Below are 20,621 nucleotides of genomic sequence, written 5' to 3' on the forward strand. Positions count from 1 at the left end.
GCGCATCTCCCGTACGCATTGAGTAGATGTACCTCGCGTACGGAGGGAATGATGCGCACATCCATTGCACTTTTGCTTTCGGCCGGCTCGCTGGCACTGGGCGGCTGCGCCTACGGCATGGGCGGCTACGGCCCCTATGGCGGCGGCTACGGCGGCTATAACGGTTACAACAATTACGGCCGCAGCGGCGTCTCGGTCGGCGTCAGCGTTGGCTCCGGCTACGGCGGCTACGGGCGTTACGGCAACTATGGCGGATACGGGTACAATCCGTATGGCTATGGCGGCGGCTACGGCTTCGATCCCTACGGCGGATATGGCGGCTACGGTGGCTATGGCGGCACCCCGTACTGGGGCTGGATGGGCGACTATTATTACCCCGGCTCCGGCTATTACGTTTACGACCGCTATCGCCGGCCCCATCGCTGGTCGAACCATCAGCGCGATTACTGGTCGCAGCGGCGCCAGCGTGCAGTCCAGGCGACGCCGAACCGCGACTCTCGTCAGCAGACGATCCGCGAAAACTGGAGCGACTTCGATCGCGGAGCTCGCACGGCCAACCGCAACGACGGCACCCGCCGCGGCGAACGGCGCCCCAACCGCAACGTCCGCACGCAGCAGGACTAGGCTTCGTCCGGCCTCCGCCGGATCAGCACGATCGACACCATCGTCATCACCGGGACATCGTCCTGGTTGGTGACGGTGGTGCGCGTGCGGAAGGAACCGATTTCCGGCTTCGACCCCGACGGCGTCTTCTCGACGATCTCTCCGCGAACGTGCAGCGTGTCGCCCGGGTAAACCGGCTTTAGCCAGCGCAATTCGTCGATGCCGGGGGAACCCAGACCGGCCTGCTCCTCATCGACGACCTTGCGCGCGATGACCGCCATGACCATCGCGCAGGTGTGCCAGCCGCTGGCCGACAACCGCCCGAAATGGGTTTTGGCCGCCGCTTCGTCGGACAGGTGAAACGGCTGCGGGTCGTATTTGCGGGCGAAGTCGACCACTTCCTCGCGGGTGACCGCATAGGATCCGAAATAGCTTTCGGCGCCTACTTCCAAATCTTCGAAATAGATCATGCCCTCGCGCATAGCGGGCGCTCGATGCGCGCGCTACACAGCTGTTCGTGACAGGGCAGGCCAGTCTTTCCGGGCGATTTCATCCGCGCCTCGTCGAGGCCGCGATCGCGCTCAACGCCAATCGGCTGGATGTCGCCGAACGCCTGCTCAAGCCGCACCTGCAGGACAATCCGTTCGATGCCCGGGCGGTGCGCATGCTGGCCGAGCTTGCCGCGCGCATCGGCCGCTGGCGCGATGCCGAAACGCTGCTTCGCCGCGCGGTCGATCTGGCCCCGGGCTGGAACGCGCCAAAAGCCAATCTCGCGCTGGTGCTCGGCCGTTCGGGCCGTCCGGCGGAAGCGCTGGATGTCCTCGACGAGGTCTTCGCCGCCGAACCCGACGGGCTCAATCACTGGAACCTGAAGGCCGCGACCCTTGGCCGGCTGGGCGATTTCGAACCGGCGATCGGCCTGTACGAAGAGGTACTCGCCCGCTCTCCGCGCCAGCCGCGGGTGTGGCTGAGCTACGGCCACATGCTGAAGACGGTCGGCCGCCTGGAAGACGGGATCGCTGCCTATCGCCGGGCGATCGCGCTGCGGCCCGAGTTCGGCGAAGCGTGGTGGAGCCTCGCCAACCTCAAGACCGTACATTTCGACCCGGCTGATATCGGGGCGATGGAAACGGCGCTTGCCGGCGCGACGGATCCGGATGACCGGCTGCACCTGCATTTCGCGCTGGGCAAGGCGATGCACGACGCCCAGTCGTTCGACCAGGCGTTCGACCATTATGCGCAGGGCAACGCCATCCGGCTGGATCGGCATCCCTACCGGTCGGACGAGGTCACCCGGCTGGTCGACCGCAGTATCGCCGCCTTCACCGGCGCGGCTCTGGCGAAGCGCGAGGGCGGCTGCGATGCGCCCGATCCCATATTCATCGTCGGCATGCCGCGCGCCGGATCGACCCTGGTCGAACAGATATTGTCGTCGCACAGCCTGATCGAAGGCACGTCGGAACTGCCCGACATCCCTCTGCTGGCCAACGAGAACGGGCGCTATCCCGACGGCATTCTGGAATTGAGCGAGGACCAGCGTCGCGCGCTTGGCGAAAACTATCTCCGGCGCAGCGGGGTCCAGCGGCGCACCGACCGCCCGTTCTTCGTCGACAAGCTGCCCAACAACTGGATGTTCGTGCCGTTCATCCAGCTGATCCTGCCACGGGCGCGGATCATCGATGCCCGTCGGCACCCGCTGGGATGCTGCCTGTCCAATTTCCGCCAGCATTTCGCGCGCGGCCAGACCTTTGCTTACGATCTGGCGGATGTCGGCACCTATTACGCCGATTATGTGCGGCTGATGGCGCACGTCGACGCTGTCCTGCCCGGCCGCGTCCACCGCGTGATCTACGAACGCATGGTCGACGATACGGAGACCGAGGTTCGGCGGCTGCTCGAATATTGCGGGCTGGAGTTCGAGTCCGCCTGCATGGACTTTCACAAGACCGAGCGCGCGGTGCGCACACCGAGCTCGGAGCAAGTGCGCCAGCCGATCTATCGCGACTCGACCGACGAATGGCGCGCCTACGAGGCCCATTTGGCGCCGCTGAAGGCCGCGCTAGGCCCGGTGCTTGACGCCTATCCGGAGGCGCCTGCCCCCTGAGATCGGCACGTTTTGCTGCACTGCCGCAAAATCTCGATTGACAAGGCCGGGCCGCTCTGTCGCTATCACGACATTCAACCGGAGTGGGGGCATTCCGATGACCAAGACCGATTATCGTTTGTTCGCACTGGGGCTGTTCGCGACGACCGCGCTGACCTCGCCGGCTTTTGCGCAGGATAATACGCCGGAGATCGTGCCGCCGGCCGACACCACCGAATCGCCTGCGCCCAACACCAACGCGACCAACGTCACGTCGCCTCTGCCGCAGGTCGAGCAGGCGCTCGACGGCGTTGCGCCGGACACGACGGAAATCATCGTCACCGCGCAGAAGCGTGAGGAGAACCTGCAGGACGTGGCGCTGTCGATCCAGGCGATCGGCACGCGCCGGCTGGATCAGCTCAACATCTCCGACTTCCAGGATTACGTGAAGCAGCTGCCCTCGGTCAGCTTCAACACCTCCCAGTCCGGCGGCACGGTCATCTACATGCGCGGCGTCGCGACCGGCGGCGACGGCAACCATTCTGGCTCCTTGCCGTCCGTCGGCGTGTACCTCGACGAACAGCCGGTGACGACGGTCGGCGGCGCGCTCGACGTCCACATCTACGACATCGCCCGGATCGAAAGCCTCGCCGGTCCGCAGGGCACGCTGTACGGCGCGTCGAGCCAGGCTGGCACCATCCGTATCATCACCAACAAGCCCGACCTCAAGTCCACCTACGGCCGTGTCGACGGGGAGCTGAATTCGGTCGCTCACGGCGGGATCGGCGGCAGCCTGGAAGGCATGATCAACGTGCCGCTGTCGCCCAGCATGGCGCTGCGCGCGATCGCATTCTACCAGCACGACGCCGGCTTCATCGACAACGTGCCGGGCACCCGCACCTATTGCGGCGACGCGACCCCCGATGGCTGCGTCTACAACGGCTTCTCGCTCGACAATGCGGCCTTCGTCGAAAACGACATCAACGAGCGCACGACCTATGGCGGCCGCGCGGCGCTGAAGATCGACCTCAACGAGAATTGGACCGCGACGCCAACCGTCATGCACCAATATTCGAAGGTCGACGGCTTCGGCGCGTTCGACCCGACGCTCGGCGACCTCGACGTGCAACGCTATCGCGGCGACGAATTCTACAAGGACGAATTCACCCAGGTCGCGCTGACCATCGAGGGGAAGATTTCGAACTTCGACCTGACCTACGCGGCGGCCTACATGGACCGCCCGACGTCCAGCATCCAGGATTACAGCGACTATACCGCCGCCTACGACGCTTATTACGAAAGCCTCGGTGGTCTGGCCAACTACTTCTATTTCCAGGATTCCGCCGGCAACAACGTCGACCCGACGCAATATATCGTCGGCACCGAGCACTTTAAGAAGATGAGCCACGAGCTGCGGGTCTCGACACCCGCGGAGTGGCCGTTCCGAGTGTTGGCGGGCGCCTTCTACCAGCGCCAAACCAACGAGATTTACCAGGATTACAAGGTCGACGGCGTGTCGCCCGACCTGTCGGTGAATGGCTATCCGGGCACCGTTTGGCTGACCCTGCAGGACCGCAAGGACAAGGACTGGGCGCTGTTCGGCGAAGCGGAATTCGACGTCACGCCGCAGGTCACGCTGGTCGCTGGCGGACGCCTGTTCAAATATGACAACAGCCTGTTCGGCTTCGCCGGCTTCGGCAAGAATCCCAATTTCGACGAGGACACGTGGCTGGTCCCGCCCAACGCGGTCGGCGGCAGCTCGGGCTATCGTCGCTGCCTGACCGTCAACGGCGAACAACTGCTCAACGACGAAGACTCGCCGCTGGCGTCGGGCGGGGTCGCGGACACGCCGTGCACCAACGTCGGCAATGTGGTGGACGGCGTTGCCGTGCCGCGGCGGAGCAAGGGCGACGGCTTCACGCACCGGCTCAGCGCCAAGTGGAAGCCGCAGGAAGATCTGATGTTCTATGCCACCTGGTCGCGCGGTTTTCGCCCCGGCGGCATCAATCGTCAGCCCAACGCGCCGGCCTACCAGCCGGACTATCTGAGCAATTACGAACTGGGTTGGAAGACCGGGTTCGGCGCGGTCCGCTGGAACGGAGCCATCTATCACCAGGTGTGGAAGAAACTGCAGTTCAGCTTCCTCGGCGAAAACAGCCTGACCGTCATCCAGAACGGCCGCGACGCGCGCATCAACGGCGTCGAGACCGACCTTTCCTACACCGGGGGCGGCCTCAACCTGACGGCCGCGGCGGCCTATACCGATGCCAAGACGAAGCAGAATATCTGCAACGCCAGCTTCGACCCGGCGCCGGACTGCTCGACGCTGTACGTCAACGATCCGAACGATCCGGACGACGATTTCCAGGATTTCATCGTCACGCCCGCGGGCACCCGGCTGCCGGTCACGCCGAAGTTCAAATTTTCGACCACCGCGCGCTATGCGTGGCCGATGTGGAACGGCCGGGCGCACGTCCAGGGCAGCCTCAGCTACCAGGGCTCCGCCCCGGTCGACATTCGCCGGGACATCGGTGGCGGATCGAACCCCAACGATTTCCTCGGCCGCTTGCACGCGTCGACCTTGGTCGACCTGTTTGCCGGCTATTCGTGGGCCGATTACACCGCCGAACTGTTCGCGACGAACCTGTTCGACGAACGCAACGAGCTGGTCCGCTTCGTCGCCTGCAGCATCTGCACGCAAACGAAGATCCAGGCCGGGCGTCCGCGCACTATCGGAATCCGTCTCGGCACCCGCTTCTAGCCGCCGTCTAGCCCGGGCCAGTTGCGCCAGCTAGGGAACGGGCGTGACAGGTCTGGACCTCCCCTGGCGGGCACGCCCGCGCCACGCCGCCTGGCCGATCGCGGGCCTCGCCGCTGTATGGCTGGCAATGCTGTCGCTCGGAGCGGGCGCCGCCGATGGCCGCATCCTCGCGATGTTCTATGCCGGCGACAATCCGACGGCCGTCGCCATCGCGCAGTTCATCACGGTGTTCGGCAATGCGCCGGTGTCCGTCCTGTTCGCCACGCTGGGGGCGGCGATCCTGCTGGTCATGAAGCACCCGCGCCGCGGCTTCGCGCTGCTCGCGGTCGTGTTCGGCGGACGCCTGCTGGTGAGCGCGCAGAAATATTCGATCCTGCGCCTGCGCCCGGAGATCGAGGCGCATCTGGTGCCGGTCAGCAACCCGTCCTTCCCCAGCGGCCATGCCGCCAATTCTATGATCCTGTGGGTGGCGCTGGCGCTGATCCTGTTCGGCGACACGCGCTTTCGCAACGTGGCGCTGGCCATCGGGCTGTCGATCGCGGTCCTGGTCGGGCTGAGCCGGCTGGTGCTTGGCGTGCACTGGCCCAGCGATGTGGTCGGCGGCTGGGCCTTTGGCGCCTTGTGGGTGCTGATCGCTTTGCCGGTGGCGGAGCGGCTGTTCGTCCCTAAACGTTGAAGCGGAACAGCATCACGTCGCCGTCCTTGACGACATACTCCTTGCCTTCCGACCGCAGCTTGCCCGCATCGCGCGCGCCGCTCTCCCCGCCGCAGGTGATGAAGTCGTCATAGCCGATGGTCTCGGCGCGGATAAACCCGCGCTCGAAATCGCTATGGATCTCGCCGGCCGCTTCGGGTGCCTTGGCGCCCTTGCGCACGGTCCAGGCGCGCGATTCCTTGGGCCCTGCCGTGTAGAAAGTGATCAGTCCGAGCAGCTGATAGGCCGCGTTGATCATCCGGTTCAGCCCGGTTTCCTCCAGGCCCAAGTCGGACAGGAAGGCGTCGCGCTCCTCTTCGGGCAGGGTGGCGATCTCGGCCTCGATGGCGGCGGAAATAACCACCGCGACGGCGCCTTCGGCCTTGGCCTTGTCTTCCACCCGCGCGGACAGCGCGTTGCCGCTGGCGGCATCGCCTTCATCCACGTTGCATACGTACAGCACCGGCTTGGCGGTTAGCAACTGCGCGCGCTGCAGCGCTTTTTCTTCCTCGACATCCTTGGGCTGCGTCAGCCGGGCAGGCTTGGATTCGCGCAGCAGGTCCAGCGCCTGGCCAAGCACGCTGGCTTCGACCTTGGCTTCCTTGTCGCCCTGCTGCGCTTTCTTGACCAGGTTCGGCACGCGCCGTTCCAGCGAGTCCAGATCGGCCAGCATGAGCTCGGTCTCGACCGTGTCAGCGTCGGCGATCGGGTCGACGCGGCCCTCGACATGGGTGACGTCGCCTTCCTCGAAACAGCGCAGGACATGGACGATCGCGTCGACTTCCCGGATGTTGGCCAGGAACTGGTTACCTAGGCCCTCGCCCTTGCTGGCGCCGCGTACCAGCCCGGCGATGTCGACGAATTCGATCTGGGTTTCGATTTCCTGCGCCGAAGCGGCGATCTCGCGGATCCGGTCCAGCCGCGCGTCGGGCACGGCGACGCGGCCGACGTTCGGTTCGATCGTGCAGAACGGATAATTGGCCGCCTGCGCCGCCGCCGTTTCGGTAAGCGCGTTGAAAAGGGTCGATTTGCCGACGTTCGGCAGGCCGACGATGCCGCAGCGGAAGCCCATGGTTACTCCAGGATGTCAGGAATTGCCGTGGCGCTTAGCCGCTCGGTCCCGCGCCGCCAACCTTTGACCAGTCTTTTACCTTCCGCCGCTATTCCGTTCGGCAACTGTGGGGGAGTAAGGCAATGTTCGGACGCAAAGGGCTCAACCAGGCGGCGCCGCAGCCGCGACCGCAATCCTCTCCGGCCGAGCATCCCAGTCACGAAGCCGTGCTCAACACGCTGCGCCGGGAGGAAGCGGCCGGCAATATCAACGTCCGCGCGCAACTGGCCGGGCGAGTCCTGTTCGACGACCTCTATTTCCGGATTGCCCAGCCCGAGCGGGGGACCCGGATCGAGGACCTGCTGGCGATCCTCGGCGCGTGCGGCGGCTTCGCCTGCATCGTCGCCGTCCACTACACGCTGAAACTGTCGGGCCAGTCGCCCAAGGACATCGGCATGATGGTTGCCGAAGGCCGCGACGGCCGGACCTATTATTTCGGCGATGTGCCCAACACCCTTTTGCTGGAAAGCGAACATGCACTGCTTAGCCTGGCGCTGGGCGCGGCTCACGGCCTTGGCGCGCCGGTCACCCTCGAACGCGTGCATGCGGTGATGAAGCATGTCGCCGCGACCGTCGGGACCGAAGAATTCGGCGCCAGCCGGATCGCGGAGCCGCACCGGCCTGTCCTTCCCATGCGCGAAGCGATCGCGGCCTACTGGCCCGCCGCGAAGGAGGCACTCGACCTATACCAGGTCCTGCCGCAGCGCCGGCCGTCGGCGTTTGGCTTTGCGGTCCAGATTGCGATGGAACGCGCGAAGGACGTGCTTGACCCGCTGCTTGCCGCCGACATCGTCACCGACGCCGCCGTGCCCGCAGCCAAGATCGACCCGAAGGATTTCGGTTTCGCGCCTTAGGCGGCGAAGTTGAAGGAAATGCTCAGCCGCTCGGCCTCGCCGGTGCCGGGCAACACTTCGTGGCGTAACCAACTTTCCCATAGCAACAGCATGCCCGGCCGCGGTTCGACGGTGTGGAAGGCGCCCGCGCGTGTCGGTGCCGCCATCATCATCGGCAGCCGCGGATCCTCGAAGCGGATCGCTCCGGCGCCCTCGGGCACCTCGACGTAGAGGGTCCCGGACAGGATGCTGTGGGGATGGATATGCGCGCTGTGATGGCCGCCGCCTGCCAGCAGGTTGACCCACAGGCTGTCGAGCCTGGGCTTCGCGTCCCAGCTTAGCTGCGCGGCGAGCCTGCGCGCATGGCGGGTTAGCAATCGGGCAAGGTCGGCAAAGGCCGGATCGCGAAGGGGCAGGTCGTTGAGCGAGGCATAGCTGGTGTAGCCGGCGAAGCGATGCTCCTCGCTCCAGCGCTGGCCGGCCTCGTCGTCGGCGGCGAGCGAGCGGATGGAATGGGCCAGCTCCGGCAACAAGGCGTCGTCGATCGCGACATCGTAAAGCAGGGTCGGGAAGAGCCGGCGGATGCTCATCGTTCGTCCTGGGTCAGGCGGGCGACCTCGGTCATGAAGCGAACCTCGTCGCCATTGGCCAGCCATCCGGCCTCATCGCCGATGGCGGCCAGCAGGTCGGACAGTGGCTCCATTTCAGCTTTAGCGTAATTGCCCAGCACGTAGGACGTAACCCGGTCCTTGTGGCCCGGATGGCCGATGCCGATGCGCACGCGGCGGAAATCAGGTCCCAGGTGGGCGTCGATCGAGCGCAGGCCGTTATGCCCCGCCGTGCCGCCGCCGATCTTCACCTTGACCTTCATCGGCGCAAGATCGAGCTCGTCGTGGAAGACGGTGAGGGAGTCGGGGTCGAGCTTGTAGAAGCGCAGGGCCTGCTGCACCGCATCGCCGCTGACGTTCATGAAGGTCTGCGGCTTGACCAGCAGCACCTTGCTTCGCCCGATGCGGCCTTCGCTGACCAGGCTGCGGAATTTCTTGGTCCACGGGCCAAAGCCGTTCAGCTCCGCGATGGCGTCCGCCACCATGAAACCGACGTTGTGGCGATGGAGCGCATATTGCGCGCCGGGATTGCCGAGACCGGCCCAGACCTGCATCGGGTTTCCCTAGCGCGGGCGGGACAAAAAGAAACCGCCCGCCCTTGCGGGCGAGCGGCTCCTGAACTTCGCCTGGCGGAGAATTATTCCTCGCCGCCCTCGCCGTCGCCTTCCGGCTCATCGCCGTCCTGTGCGGTTGCCGGGACTTCGTCCGCGGCCGGCGCTTCGCTGTCTTCGCCATCGGCTTCGGACTTCATCGCCGACGGAGCGACCAGCGTCGCCACCGTGAAGTCGCGATCGTCGATCGCCGACTTCGCGCCCTCGGGCAGGGTCACGTGGCTGATGTGGATGGCGTCGCCGATGTCGAGTCCGGCCAGCGAGATGCCGATTTCGTCAGGGATCGACGCGGCGTCGCAGATCAGTTCGAGATCGTGACGGACGACGTTGAGAACGCCGCCGCGCTTGAGACCCGGGGATTGTTCTTCATCAAGGAAGCGCACCGGCACGTTGACGTGCACCTGGGCATGCTCGCTGATGCGCAGGAAGTCGACGTGGATGGGGCGGCTGGTGACGGGGTGGAACTGCACGTCCTTGGGGAGCGTGCGGCTGGCCTTGCCGTCGACCTCGACCATGATGACCGAATTCATGAAGTGGCCGGTGGACAGCATCTTGGCGAGGCGCTTTTCCTCGACATGCACTCCAACCGGTTCCTGTTTGTCGCCGTAGATCACGGCAGGTACCCGTCCGTCGCGGCGCAGTGCACGGGAGGCTCCCTTGCCAGCCCGTTCGCGCGGCTCAGCGGGCAGCGTCAGCTGTTCGCTCATTTCGCTTGTCTCCAACTAGAATGACCCCGCCACGCCTCCAGGGATGACCATGGCCGGGGGAGGGGCGCCTATAGTGGAGCCGGTGCGCCTTGGCAAACCTAGTTGACGCGGGCCGACCGGACTCCGCGCCACGCCAGCTGGTTCTGCACGCTGTCGGGGCCGCTCAGATGGCCCGCGCCGACCGCGACGAACACCGTTCCGGGTGTCTCCAGCCGCTGCGCGATCCACTGCGCCCAGCGCGAATTGCGCTCGACGAACAATGTCCGGTACATTTGCGGCGACTGGTCGCGCATCTTCATCAGCATCGGCGAAAAGCTGTCGATGTCGCCGCGATTCCATGCGGCCTTCAGCTGGGTCAGCAACGCGGCCATCCCGTCTTCGCCATTTACCATCTGGGCGCCGGCCTGCGGGGCCGGGGGCAAAGCGCTGAACATGCGGATCTGGAAGGCGAAGCTTTCCAGCTCGCCGACCGGCTTGCCTGCGGCCGCGGCGGCATAGCGCAGCACCGCGTCCGCGCCATGATCGTAGGACAGGCCGTTGGACCGGCCGGCCTTCATCACGGCGTTGCTGTCGCCAAGAAAGGAAGACCGGGCAACCGGGATGCGTTCAATATTGCCCGCGCCGACCGGCGGCGGCGGTGGCGGCGCCAGCTCGGGCCGCGGCACCAGCGTTTCGAGGATCAGCTGGTCGGATTCGGTGAAGGCGGTCTTGACCGCCTGGCCGAACCATTCGGACCGGCTGTCGAGGGCGTGGAAGGTGCCGAAGAGATAGATGACGGTATCCGCGTCGTTGATCACCCACAGCGCCGGATAGCGGTCCTGCGGGATGACATCCTGCCGTGCGGCCGGCGGCACGGGCGACGCCGCCAGTGACGCTCCGATTAGCATGGACGACATGAGCATGCGCGCCTCCAATCCCAAATCGGACGAGACGCCTCCGGCATCATGATCGTGTGACCGCTCTTCGGCGCAATGCACCGATGGCGCGGATCACCGCACCCTTGATAACCGGTGGTTCGTGGCCCCCGCCCGATACCGCAGGCAGGATGGTCACCCAGCCGTTAACAAATGTCTAGGGCAAAGCGCGGAAAGTGGATTTTTCACCCCCCGCCGCAGCTATTTAGCTACACTCGGCTATTGCAGGCGGCGAACCTTGTAGCCTTCGCGCTGAAGCAGGTCCTGCACCGAGTCCGGCCCCGCGAGGTGGCCGGCGCCGACCGCGACCAGAACGGTCCCGGGCTTGGCCAGGCGTTGTTCCACCCACTGGCTCCAGTTGGCGTTGCGGCGGACCAGCAAGGCGTCGCGGATGGCCGGAGAGCTGCCCAGCTCGGAATTGAAGGTCTTGGCGATGGCGTCGACGTCGCCGCGCGCCCAGCTGCGCAACATCGCGGTAAAGTCCGCGCCCATCTTCTCGGGCGCCTCGATGGCGCCTTCCAGAAGCTCGCGCTGCGCCTGTTCGGGCAGGGTGTCGAAGAAGCTCAATTGCTCGGCGTTGGTTTCCAGCTGGCCGATGGTCTTGCCGGCCGTGCCGAACGCGTCGCGCAAGGTCTGCTCGACCCCGTGCTGACCCTTGACGCCGATGTCGGCGAACTGGACGCCCAGCAGCGAGAAAGCCGCCACCCAGGTTTCCATCTTGTCGAAGATCGGGCGCGGGATGCCGGTCTTGGCGATCGCGGTCTCGAGCATCTGGCGCTTTTCCGCCGGGACTCGCTCGGCCAGCGGCAACTGCCCCGGCGAATAGCCCAGCCGGGTCATCGCCTCGATCAATTCCTTCGGGTTCTTGTCGTCGACGATGGTTTCGACCACGAGGCTTTCCGACCGGCTGATCGCAGTGTCGATCGCCTTCGTCCGCCAGGCATAATTTTCGGGCAGCAGGTGGATGGTGCCGAACAGATAGATGGTGGTGTCCGGGTCGGACACTTCCCACAGCGCGGGCTTCGCCGTCTCCACGCTCGCCGGAGCGGGCGCGGCCGATACCGCGGCCGGGACGGCGAACAGGGCTGCAAGGGGGGCAAGGTAACGCTTGAAAGTGGCCAGCACCGGCAAATCTCCAGTTGATCGTCACTGAGATAGGGGCGCAAAGCTGAACGCCAACCGTCGCGGTCCGAAAACACGGGCATGGCGGGCTGCGTTGCGACGGTGTAGGATCGTCGCAACGTGGAGACTCCAGCATGAGTTCTTTGCCTTTCCTCCTTCTCGCCGCGGCCGCCGCTGCTCCTGTTCCGATCCGCGCGCCGGCACCGCCGTCGATCCTCGAAACCGAACGGGGCGCGGTCGATCGCGAAACGCAGGCGAAGGATGTCGCCATCCGCCGCGACATCGACGACCGGCTGACGGTCGGCGTGACGATTTCCGGAGCCGGACCCTATCGCTTCCTGGTCGACACCGGCGCCGACAGCACGGCGGTCTCCAGTTCGCTGGTCAACCGCCTTTCGTTGCTTCCGGGCGAAGGCGTCTCGCTGCATTCCATGACCGGGGTCAGCGCGGTCCGCACCGTGCAGCTGCCGGCCATGCAATTGGGCAATGCCGGCCAGATCAAGATCGCCGAGGCGCCGGTGCTGGAGGCCGATCACATGGGCGCCGACGGCATTCTCGGCACCGACTCGCTGCGCTCGCAGCGGGTGGTGTTCGATTTCGACCGCAACCGGATGACCATCGTCCCGTCGCAGCAGCCGGTCGAGCGCGACGACGGCACGATCATCGTCACCGGGCGGCTGAAGAACGGGCGGTTGATCGTCACCAACGCGCTGGCCGACGACACGCCGGTTACCGTGGTGCTGGATACCGGATCCGAAATCACCGTCGGCAACGAGGCGCTGCGCCAGCGCCTGGCTCGCGGCGGGCAACTGACCAGCAGCGGCCCGGTCGAGCTGCAGTCGGTGACCGGCGCGATGCTGCCCGGCGAATATATGTTCCTTAAGGAGCTCGAGATGCGCGACGTGAAGCTAAAGCAGTTAGCGGTCGTGTTCGCCCCCGCGCACACTTTTCATAAGCTCGGGCTCGACGACAAGCCGGCGCTGCTGCTCGGCATGAATGCGCTGAAGGCGTTCCGGAAGGTCTCGATCGACTTCGCCAACCGCAAGCTGCGCGTGCTTTTGCGCGACAGCAGCAGCCGCGACGAAATCCTGCTCGCCGCACGCTAGGCGGAAATACTGGTGAGCCCTGCTGGGTTCGAACCAGCGACCTACTGATTAAAAGTCAGTTGCTCTACCGACTGAGCTAAGGGCCCTACCAGCGGGGCCGCGTTACCGTCGCGGACGCCTGCGGGCAAGGCGGTGGGCGAAGTGGCGAGCATAAAGCGGGGCGGCAAGCTGCCAGCCCGGCGCGATCGCCGCCAGCGGCGCGATGACAAAGGCGCGATCCGCGGCCGCCGGGTGGGGGATGCGCAAGGTTCGCGACCGCCACGGACCGCCGGTCCAGTCGACGATGTCGAGATCCAGCACTCGTGCGCCCCAGCGCCGTCCCGGCCGCCGGCCGAAGTCGCACTCGATGCCCTTGAGCCGGCTTAGCAGCTCGAGCGGTTCAAGGTCGCTTTCGACCAGCGCGACGGAATTGGCGAAGTCGCGGCCGGCGGGCCCATGCGCCTTGTTGATCAGGATCGGCGCGGCGTCGAACAGGCTGAAATCCCGGTCGAGGCGCGCGATGGCCGCTTCCACCACCTGCGGTGGCCGGCCGAAACGGCCGTGCGGCCGGTTCGACCCGATGGCGATGGCGTAGAGTTGCGACAATTTGTGCCCCGGAAATGATGCGAGGCCGCTATGGGGAAGCGCCGCCAATTCATCAACGGCGGCTGGCAAGACAGGGAAGACAATGCAGGACCAGCAGATCGTCCGGCGCTGGACGGGCGTCGTTCGCAGCGAAGATGCCAAGGCGTACGTCGCCTACGTCCGCAAGACCGGCCTTGCCGGCTATGTCGAGACCAAGGGAAATCTGGGTGCCCAGCTGGCCACCCGCGATCTTGGCGACGGGCGAACGGAAATCATGACGCTCAGCTGGTGGCGATCGATGGCGGATATTGCCGCCTTCGCCGGAAGCCCGGTCGACCAAGCCCGTTATTATCCCGAAGACGACAAGTATCTCGTCGAACGGCCGGAAAAGGTTGAGCATTTCATCATTGTCGGCGGATAACTGCCGACGCGCTGAAACGTCCTCAGATGTCCTGGGTCAGTCGCCCATAAAGCTCCGGCCGGCGGTCGCGGAAGAAGCCGAAGGCGGCGCGGTGCTTCTTCGCCGCGGCCAGGTCGAGTTCGGCAACCAGCGCGCCGGTTTCTTCCGCGCCGAATTCGGCCAGCATGTCCCCGCGTTCGTCGCAGATGAAGCTGTGCCCGTAGAAACGCTGCCCGCCCTCGGTGCCGATGCGGTTGGCCGCAACCACGGGCACGACGTTGCTGACCGCATGGCCGACCATCGCCCGCCGCCACAGCCGCGATGTGTCAAGGTCGGGATCGTGCGGTTCCGACCCGATCGCGGTCGGGTAGAAGAGGATATCAGCGCCCATCAGCATCATCGCCCGCGCGGTTTCCGGATACCATTGGTCCCAGCACACCCCGACGCCGAGCGTGCTCCTGTCCGGGCCGTTCCACACCTTGAAGCCAGTGTTGCCGGGGCGGAAATAGAATTTTTCCTCATATCCCGGACCGTCGGGAATATGGCTCTTGCGATAAACGCCGGCGACCTTGCCGTCGGGGGCGATCATCGCCAGCGAATTGTAATGGTGCGGCCCGTCGGCCTCGAAAAAGCTGGTCGGGATCCAGATTTTCAGCTCGTCCGCCAGCTGGCGCATCGCCACCACGGACGGATGCTCGTCGGTCGGCCTGGCGTTGGCGAACAGGCTCTCGTCTTCCTCGCGGCAGAAATAGGGGCCTTCGAACAGCTCCGGCGGCAACACCACCTGCGCGCCCATGCCGGCCGCTTCGCGCACGACTTCGCCGACGTTGCGGATGTTCTCATCCGTATCCTCGCCGAAAGCGAGCTGAATGGCGGCAACGGTGACTGTGCTCATTGCGGGACCTGTTGGCTGATGCAGTGGAAGCTTCCGCCCCCGGTCAGCACATGGTCAGCGCGAAGCCCGATTGCAACGCGGTCCGGGAACAGCGCCTGCACCGCGGCGACCGCCGCCGCATCGTTGGCCGCGCCATATTGGGGAACCACCACCGCCGCATTGCCGATGTAGAAGTTCATGTAGCTGGCCGGGACGATGTCGCCATCGTCGTTGAGAACGCGCCCGGGCGAAGGCAAGGTGACGATCTCCAGCCCGCTGTCGGCCAGGCGTTGCGCGGCGTCGCGATAGACGCCGGCGTTCGGATCGTCCTCGGCAGCCGCCGGGATGGCGACGCGGCCGGGCGCGACGAACCGCGCGAGATTGTCGACATGGCCGTCGGTGTGGTCGTTGGCGAGGCCCTCGCCCAGCCAGATGCAGCGGCTGAACCCGAGATCGCGGGCCAGCGCGCCTTCCACGTCCACGCGCGCCATGTCCGGATTGCGGTTGGGGTTGAGTAGGCATTGCTCGGTGGTGACGACCGTGCCGGTCCCGTCATGGTCGATCGCGCCGCCTTCGAGGATCCAGCCCGCCTGCGCATAGTCGAGACCGGCCCCGCCCGCGATCCGCGCGCCGATCGTGTCGTCGCCGGGCAGGTCGTATTTGCCGCCCCAGCCGTTGAAGCGGAAACCCTGCGCGCGGCGGGCCGCGCCCGACCCGACCACGATGGGGCCGGTGTCGCGCAGCCAGATGTCGCCGAACGGTTCGACCACGACGCGTGCAAAGGGCGCCAGCGTCCGCGCGGCCGCGGCGGCCTCGTTATTGGCGGCAACCAGCCACACCTGCTCGCCCCGGCCGCCGGCGTGCACCGCCTCGGCAAAGGCGGCGACTTCGCGCTGCGCCGGGCCAAGATCGTCCAGCCACAGGTCGGGGTCCGACGGAAATCCGATCCAGACCGCTTCGTGCGGCGCCCATTCGGGAAGGGGGGTGTCCATGGGCGCAAGCGCCTATCGCCTTCGCCGGTCGAAGGCAAAGTCCCGTCTGGCGGTCGGGCCGCAAGCCGTTAAGGTCGACCGCGACATGTCAGGAGGGACCATGCGCTATTCGCTTGCCGCCTTGTTGCTGATCGCAGGTTCGCCCGCGGCCGCGACCGTCGATTATGCGATCGACCTGACCAGCCCCGAACATCATTCGAGCATGGTGACGGCGACCTTCCCGACAACCAGTGCCGCCTTCCTCGACGTGCGCATGCCGGCCTGGCGCACCGGCCGCTATTCGATCCTCAACCTGGCCAACGGGGTCAGCGATTTCGTGGCGATGGACGGTAACGGACGGCCGCTGCGCTGGCAGAAGATCGACAAGTCCACGTGGCGCGTTCACCTCGACCGCCCGGCGGCGGTCAACGTGCGCTATGCGCTGTACGGCAACGAACTCGGCTACCGCAGCCGTCACATCGACGACAGCCACGCCTATCTCGATGCCTCCGCGGTGCTGATGTATGCCGAACCCTATCGCGGCGACGACGTCCGCGTATCGCTCAAGGTGCCAAGCGGCTGGCAAAGCTTCTCCGGCATGGAGTCCGCGGGCCCGCACCGCTTCGTCGCGCCGAACTGGGACCAGCTGGTCGATTCCCCCATCGAAACCGGCATCAACACCAGCCGGCGGTTCAAGGTCGGCGCGCAGGAATACGAGCTCGTGGTGTGGGGCAAGGGGCCGTACGACATCGACAAGATGGCGAGCGACCTGGGCCGCATCGCGGGTGCCGTCCCGGCCTATTGGCCGACCTATCCGTTCAAGCGCTACGTGTGGATGGTCCATGCCACCAGCGGCGCCGGCGGCGCGACCGAGCACCGCAATTCCACCGTCATCCAGTTGCCCCGGGCAATGTTCGGCGATGCGGACGGCTATCGGCGATTTATCGCCACCGCCGCGCATGAATTCGTCCATACGTGGAACGTGAAGGCGTACCGCAACGCGGCGATGGTGCCGTATGACTACCAGAAGGAAAACTACACCAACCTGCTGTGGGTCGAGGAAGGATCGACCGAATATTTTTCCTGGCCGCTGTTGTTGCGCGCCGGGCTGGTCACCCCGGCCGAATATTTCGACGAGCTGTCAGGGCTGATCGACGGCAACCAGCATCGTCCCGGCCGCACCGTCCAGTCGGTCGCACAGGCGTCGTGGGACGAATGGATTTCGCCAGCCGACGCGGAACGGTCGCAGAACGCGTGGGTCAACATCTATTCGGAAGGCCAGATTGTTTCGTGGATGCTCGACCTGGCGCTGCTCCAACAGACCGGCGGGCGGGTGTCCTACCGCGACGTCCATCGCGTTCTATACGAGCGGTTTCCGTCGGACCGGCGCGGGTTTACCGATGCCGACATGCTCGCCGTGCTGCAGGAATTGACCGGCCAATCCTGGGTCCCGTGGTGGGCGCGACACGTCACCGCGCCGGTGACCGCCGACTTCAACGCCTTGCTCAACCCGGTCGGCCTGCAGCTGACCTATCCGGACGGCCCGAAGGCGTGGGCCGGCTGGTCGGGAAAAGCAGCGGAACGCGGGATCGCGCTGGCACTGGTCGAACGCGACAGTCCGGCGTGGGTCGCCGGCCTTGGTGCCGGCGACACGTTGGTGGCGATCGATGGCAAGCCTGTCGGCAAGATCGAAGACCTGCTGGCCGGTCGCAAGCCGGGCGACGTCGTAACCGTATCCTACCTGCGCCGCGACGAGACGATGGAAAAGCGCGTGACTCTCGGCACCACCCGCGGCGCCCCGAAAGTGGTGCCGGTGACGGCGCCCACGGCCGCGCAAAAGGCGCTGTTCGAACGCTGGCTGCTGGTGCCGTACCCGAAGGCCTGATCAGCCGGGCTTGCAAGTGCCGATACCATCGGCATGATCGCCAACGCTCGGATACCTTGGGGGAGGAACCCGTGTTGCGTAATCTTTCGATTGCATTGCTCGCCGGCTGGCTGAGCGGTGCAGCCCATGCCGTGCCTATGCCGGTGGCCGAAGCCGCTAGCCGCTTCGGCGCTCTCGAATCGGCTTACGCCGCCGACCTGTCGCCCGATGGTAAACGGCTGATCTATCTTGCCGGTGGACGGGGCAGTGAAACGATCGCGACCCTGCTCGACGTTGCAAGTGGACAGGAAACCGCCGTAATCCGGTCGACCGGCCAGCCGGAGCGGCTGCGCGGCTGCGCCTTCGCGACCAACGAACACGTCGTCTGCAAGATTGCGGTCAACCGCCATTACGGGTCGATGATCATCGGCCTGTCGCGCAGTGCCTTGATCGACCTGCGGACGATGAAATCGCGGTCGCTCGCGGTCCGCGACGATCCGGAAGGGCAGACGCTCAACCAGTTCGATGGCAACGTCGTCGACTGGCTGCCCGATGAGCAGGGCGCGTTTCTGATGCAGCGCAATTACGCGCAGCGCGGCAACGCCGTCGGCGTCGACCGAGTTCAGGTCAACCCGTTCCGGATCAGCACCGTGGTCCCCAGCGATTCCACCGTGGACTATTTCCTTACCGACGGCCACGGCACGGTGCGTTTCAGCAGTGCCGGCATTCGCGACACGGACCAGCAGCGCACCGGCCAGCATCTTTACCGCTATCGCGCACAGGGCAGCGACAAATGGCAGTCGCTGCCGGGGCAAAGCGACGATTTCGACCCGCTGCTGGTCGATCGCTCGTCGAACTCGCTCTATTATATGGACTCGCTCGATGGGCGGCAGGCGCTGTTCCGAATGCCGCTCGACGGGTCAAACCAGCGCGAGGTCGTCGCCCGCCATTCCCAGGTCGATATCGACGGGCCGATCGTTCTTGGCCCGGGCGAGCCGGTGATTGGCTATCGCTATACCGACGACCGTGCCCGTGTGGTCTACACCGACGCCGAATTCGCCAAGCTTGCCGCCAACCTGAAGAAAGCGATGCCGGGCGACCCGCTGATCGACCTTGCCGGCATGTCGCGCGATCGTGGCAAGCTGCTGGTGTTCGTGTCCAGCCCGACCGATCCGGGCGCGTATTACGTGCTCGACCGTGCCACCAAGGAAATGAAGATTGTCACCTTGTCGCGGGCGGAGGTTGACGGTGTGCCGCTAGCGCCGGTGAAAGCGATGAGTTTCAAAAGCCGCGATGGGGCGATGATTCCTGCTTACGTCACCGCCCAGCCTGGCCAATCCGGTCCGCGGCCGACGGTCATCCTGCCCCACGGCGGGCCGAGCGCTCGCGACGAATGGGGTTTCGACTGGCTCGCGCAGTTTCTCGCGGCCCGCGGTTACACCGTGGTTCAGCCCAACTTTCGCGGCTCGTCCGGCTATGGCGACGAGTTCCTCGGCGAGAATGCTTTCCGCAACTGGCAACGCGCTATGAACGACATTCGCGATAGCGCCGACTGGGCCGTGAGCTCCGGCCTGGCCGATCCTGGACGAATGGCGATCGTCGGGTGGTCTTACGGCGGGTTTGCCGCGCTCAAGTCGGCGGCGACGGACGCACGCTACAAGGCCATAGTGGCAATCGCCCCGGTCACGGACCTCGGCGCCTTGCGCCGTGACACGGAAGGCTTCGAGAATTCGGACCTGTCGAAAGCGGCGATCGGCACCGGGGCCAGCCTGCGCGAAGGGTCTCCAGTGCTTGCCGCGGACGCGATCAAGGTGCCGGTGTTGCTGGTCCACGGCGATCTCGACAGCAATGTGCGCGTCGCGCACAGCCAACGGATGCAGCGCGCACTCCAGCGCGCCGGGGCGCCGGTCGAATTCCTGCGCTACAAGCATCTCGACCATTATCTCAACGACGGGACCGCGCGGACCGAAATGCTGACGCGCATCGGCGACATGCTCGAACGGACGATCGGTCATTGAAACGAAAAAGGGCGGCCCCGCGGGACCGCCCTTCGTTTTCGCGATGCCGCGTAGGGATCAGCGCGAATAGAATTCGATGACCAGGTTCGGCTCCATGCGGACCGGGTAGGGCACTTCGTCCAGCGTCGGGACGCGGGTGTAGGTGACCTTCGAGGTGCCGTCGGGAACGACGTAATCGGGCACGTCGCGCTCGGCTAGGCTCTGCGCCTCGATGACCAGCGCCATTTCCTGCGCCTTCGGGCCCAGTTCGATGACGTCGTTCACGTTCACGCGGCGCGACGCGATGTTGCACTTCGTGCCGTTGACGCGGATGTGGCCGTGGCTGACCAGCTGGCGGGCGGCCCAGATCGTCGGCGCGAACTTGGCGCGATAGACGATCATGTCCAACCGGCGCTCAAGCAGGCCGATAAGGTTCTGCGACGCGTCGCCCTTCATCGCGCTGGCCTCGGTGTAGGTGCGCTTGAACTGCTTTTCGGTGATGTCGCCGTAATAACCCTTCAGCTTCTGCTTGGCGCGCAGCTGAATGCCGAAGTCGGACAACTTGCCCTTGCGGCGCTGGCCGTGCTGGCCGGGACCATATTCGCGGCGGTTGACCGGGCTCTTGGGACGTCCGAAGACGTTTTCGCCCATGCGGCGGTCGAGTTTGTACTTGGCGCTAGAGCGCTTGCTCACGTCGTTTCTCCAACTTGCGTTCCATGTGTCCGGAACCGCACCGCCCAGCCGATATGCTGGACGCGACCACCGCTTCACCGGACGTGCAGGGTCAATTGCGAGCGG

The 20,621-nt window shown here is 65.6% G+C and carries 20 protein-coding genes and 1 tRNA gene; 9 read left to right on the forward strand and 12 right to left on the reverse strand.

Annotated features, from left to right (window positions below; translation table 11 throughout):
- Positions 1-48 precede the first annotated feature (48 nt).
- Positions 49-624, forward strand: coding sequence for a hypothetical protein (locus tag H8M03_RS00360; protein ID WP_187481088.1), 576 nt, complete (start codon positions 49-51; stop codon positions 622-624).
- Here H8M03_RS00360 and H8M03_RS00365 read toward each other — a convergent pair.
- Positions 621-1,073, reverse strand: a complete 453-nt coding sequence (locus H8M03_RS00365) for a MaoC family dehydratase (RefSeq protein WP_187479820.1) — start codon at positions 1,071-1,073, stop codon at positions 621-623. The genes H8M03_RS00360 and H8M03_RS00365 overlap by 4 nt on opposite strands.
- A 47-nt stretch (positions 1,074-1,120) precedes the next feature.
- Between H8M03_RS00365 and H8M03_RS00370 the strand changes: the two genes are divergently transcribed.
- From H8M03_RS00370 to H8M03_RS00380, 3 genes are all read left to right on the forward strand, one after another.
- Complete coding sequence (locus H8M03_RS00370; RefSeq protein ID WP_187479821.1) at positions 1,121-2,707, forward strand: tetratricopeptide repeat-containing sulfotransferase family protein; 1,587 nt, start codon at positions 1,121-1,123, stop codon at positions 2,705-2,707.
- Between the two features lie 97 nt (positions 2,708-2,804).
- Positions 2,805-5,447, forward strand: coding sequence for a TonB-dependent receptor (locus H8M03_RS00375; protein ID WP_187479822.1), 2,643 nt, complete (start codon positions 2,805-2,807; stop codon positions 5,445-5,447).
- Positions 5,448-5,574: 127 nt separating this feature from the next.
- Positions 5,575-6,123: a phosphatase PAP2 family protein gene (locus tag H8M03_RS00380; RefSeq protein WP_187479823.1), complete on the forward strand. Its 549-nt coding sequence runs from the start codon at positions 5,575-5,577 to the stop codon at positions 6,121-6,123.
- Here the strand turns inward: H8M03_RS00380 and ychF are convergent.
- Positions 6,113-7,213 (reverse strand): redox-regulated ATPase YchF, encoded by a 1,101-nt coding sequence (ychF, locus tag H8M03_RS00385; protein ID WP_187479824.1) that lies wholly within the window; start codon positions 7,211-7,213, stop codon positions 6,113-6,115. The genes H8M03_RS00380 and ychF overlap by 11 nt on opposite strands.
- Positions 7,214-7,335: 122 nt before the next feature.
- Here ychF and H8M03_RS00390 point away from each other — a divergent pair, with 122 nt between their 5' ends.
- The gene (locus tag H8M03_RS00390; RefSeq protein ID WP_187479825.1) at positions 7,336-8,106 is read left to right on the forward strand and encodes a hypothetical protein; all 771 of its coding nucleotides are present in this window, start codon (positions 7,336-7,338) and stop codon (positions 8,104-8,106) included.
- On the opposite strand, the gene H8M03_RS00395 is transcribed toward H8M03_RS00390, so the two are convergent.
- The 5 genes from H8M03_RS00395 to H8M03_RS00415 form a co-directional block, all read right to left on the reverse strand.
- Complete coding sequence (locus H8M03_RS00395; protein ID WP_187479826.1) at positions 8,103-8,675, reverse strand: TIGR02466 family protein; 573 nt, start codon at positions 8,673-8,675, stop codon at positions 8,103-8,105. The two genes, H8M03_RS00390 and H8M03_RS00395, sit on opposite strands and share 4 nt — an antisense overlap.
- Positions 8,672-9,247, reverse strand: coding sequence for an aminoacyl-tRNA hydrolase (gene pth / locus H8M03_RS00400; RefSeq protein ID WP_187479827.1), 576 nt, complete (start codon positions 9,245-9,247; stop codon positions 8,672-8,674). Before pth ends, H8M03_RS00395 begins: the two co-directional genes overlap by 4 nt.
- Positions 9,248-9,330: 83 nt before the next feature.
- On the reverse strand, positions 9,331-10,011 hold the full coding sequence (locus H8M03_RS00405) for a 50S ribosomal protein L25/general stress protein Ctc (protein WP_187479828.1): 681 nt from the start codon (positions 10,009-10,011) through the stop codon (positions 9,331-9,333).
- Positions 10,012-10,109: 98 nt separating this feature from the next.
- The gene (locus H8M03_RS00410; protein ID WP_187479829.1) at positions 10,110-10,913 is read right to left on the reverse strand and encodes a TraB/GumN family protein; all 804 of its coding nucleotides are present in this window, start codon (positions 10,911-10,913) and stop codon (positions 10,110-10,112) included.
- Between the two features lie 231 nt (positions 10,914-11,144).
- Positions 11,145-12,050, reverse strand: a complete 906-nt coding sequence (locus H8M03_RS00415) for a TraB/GumN family protein (protein WP_187479830.1) — start codon at positions 12,048-12,050, stop codon at positions 11,145-11,147.
- 131 nt (positions 12,051-12,181) lie between these two features.
- Between H8M03_RS00415 and H8M03_RS00420 the strand changes: the two genes are divergently transcribed.
- Positions 12,182-13,153 carry an aspartyl protease family protein gene (locus H8M03_RS00420; protein ID WP_187479831.1) on the forward strand — a complete coding sequence of 324 codons (972 nt, stop codon included), beginning with the start codon at positions 12,182-12,184 and terminating at the stop codon, positions 13,151-13,153.
- 10 nt (positions 13,154-13,163) lie between these two features.
- On the opposite strand, the gene H8M03_RS00425 is transcribed toward H8M03_RS00420, so the two are convergent.
- Positions 13,164-13,239, reverse strand: a tRNA-Lys gene (locus H8M03_RS00425).
- A 16-nt stretch (positions 13,240-13,255) separates the two neighbouring features.
- A complete protein-coding gene (gene folK, locus H8M03_RS00430) occupies positions 13,256-13,786 on the reverse strand; it encodes a 2-amino-4-hydroxy-6-hydroxymethyldihydropteridine diphosphokinase (protein WP_246448938.1) in 531 nt (176 codons plus the stop codon).
- Positions 13,787-13,820: 34 nt separating this feature from the next.
- Between folK and H8M03_RS00435 the strand changes: the two genes are divergently transcribed.
- Entirely contained in the window at positions 13,821-14,138 is a 318-nt protein-coding gene (locus H8M03_RS00435) for an antibiotic biosynthesis monooxygenase family protein (RefSeq protein ID WP_187479832.1), read from the forward strand.
- Between the two features lie 22 nt (positions 14,139-14,160).
- Here the strand turns inward: H8M03_RS00435 and aguB are convergent, their stop codons facing one another.
- Complete coding sequence (gene aguB / locus H8M03_RS00440; protein ID WP_187479833.1) at positions 14,161-15,012, reverse strand: N-carbamoylputrescine amidase; 852 nt, start codon at positions 15,010-15,012, stop codon at positions 14,161-14,163.
- On the reverse strand, positions 15,009-15,983 hold the full coding sequence (locus tag H8M03_RS00445; protein WP_187479834.1) for an agmatine deiminase family protein: 975 nt from the start codon (positions 15,981-15,983) through the stop codon (positions 15,009-15,011). Before H8M03_RS00445 ends, aguB begins: the two co-directional genes overlap by 4 nt.
- A 100-nt stretch (positions 15,984-16,083) precedes the next feature.
- On the opposite strand from H8M03_RS00445, the gene H8M03_RS00450 reads away from it, so the two are divergent.
- Both H8M03_RS00450 and H8M03_RS00455 read left to right on the forward strand, forming a co-directional pair.
- On the forward strand, positions 16,084-17,847 hold the full coding sequence (locus tag H8M03_RS00450; protein ID WP_187479835.1) for a M61 family metallopeptidase: 1,764 nt from the start codon (positions 16,084-16,086) through the stop codon (positions 17,845-17,847).
- 74 nt (positions 17,848-17,921) lie between these two features.
- Entirely contained in the window at positions 17,922-19,844 is a 1,923-nt protein-coding gene (locus H8M03_RS00455; protein ID WP_187479836.1) for an alpha/beta hydrolase family protein, read from the forward strand.
- Between the two features lie 57 nt (positions 19,845-19,901).
- Here H8M03_RS00455 and rpsD read toward each other — a convergent pair whose 3' ends face one another.
- Complete coding sequence (gene rpsD, locus H8M03_RS00460; protein ID WP_187479837.1) at positions 19,902-20,516, reverse strand: 30S ribosomal protein S4; 615 nt, start codon at positions 20,514-20,516, stop codon at positions 19,902-19,904.
- Between the last annotated feature and the right edge of the window lie 105 nt (positions 20,517-20,621).

Origin of the sequence: Sphingomonas sabuli, from assembly GCF_014352855.1 — a bacterium.
Lineage (GTDB): Bacteria > Pseudomonadota > Alphaproteobacteria > Sphingomonadales > Sphingomonadaceae > Sphingomicrobium > Sphingomicrobium sabuli.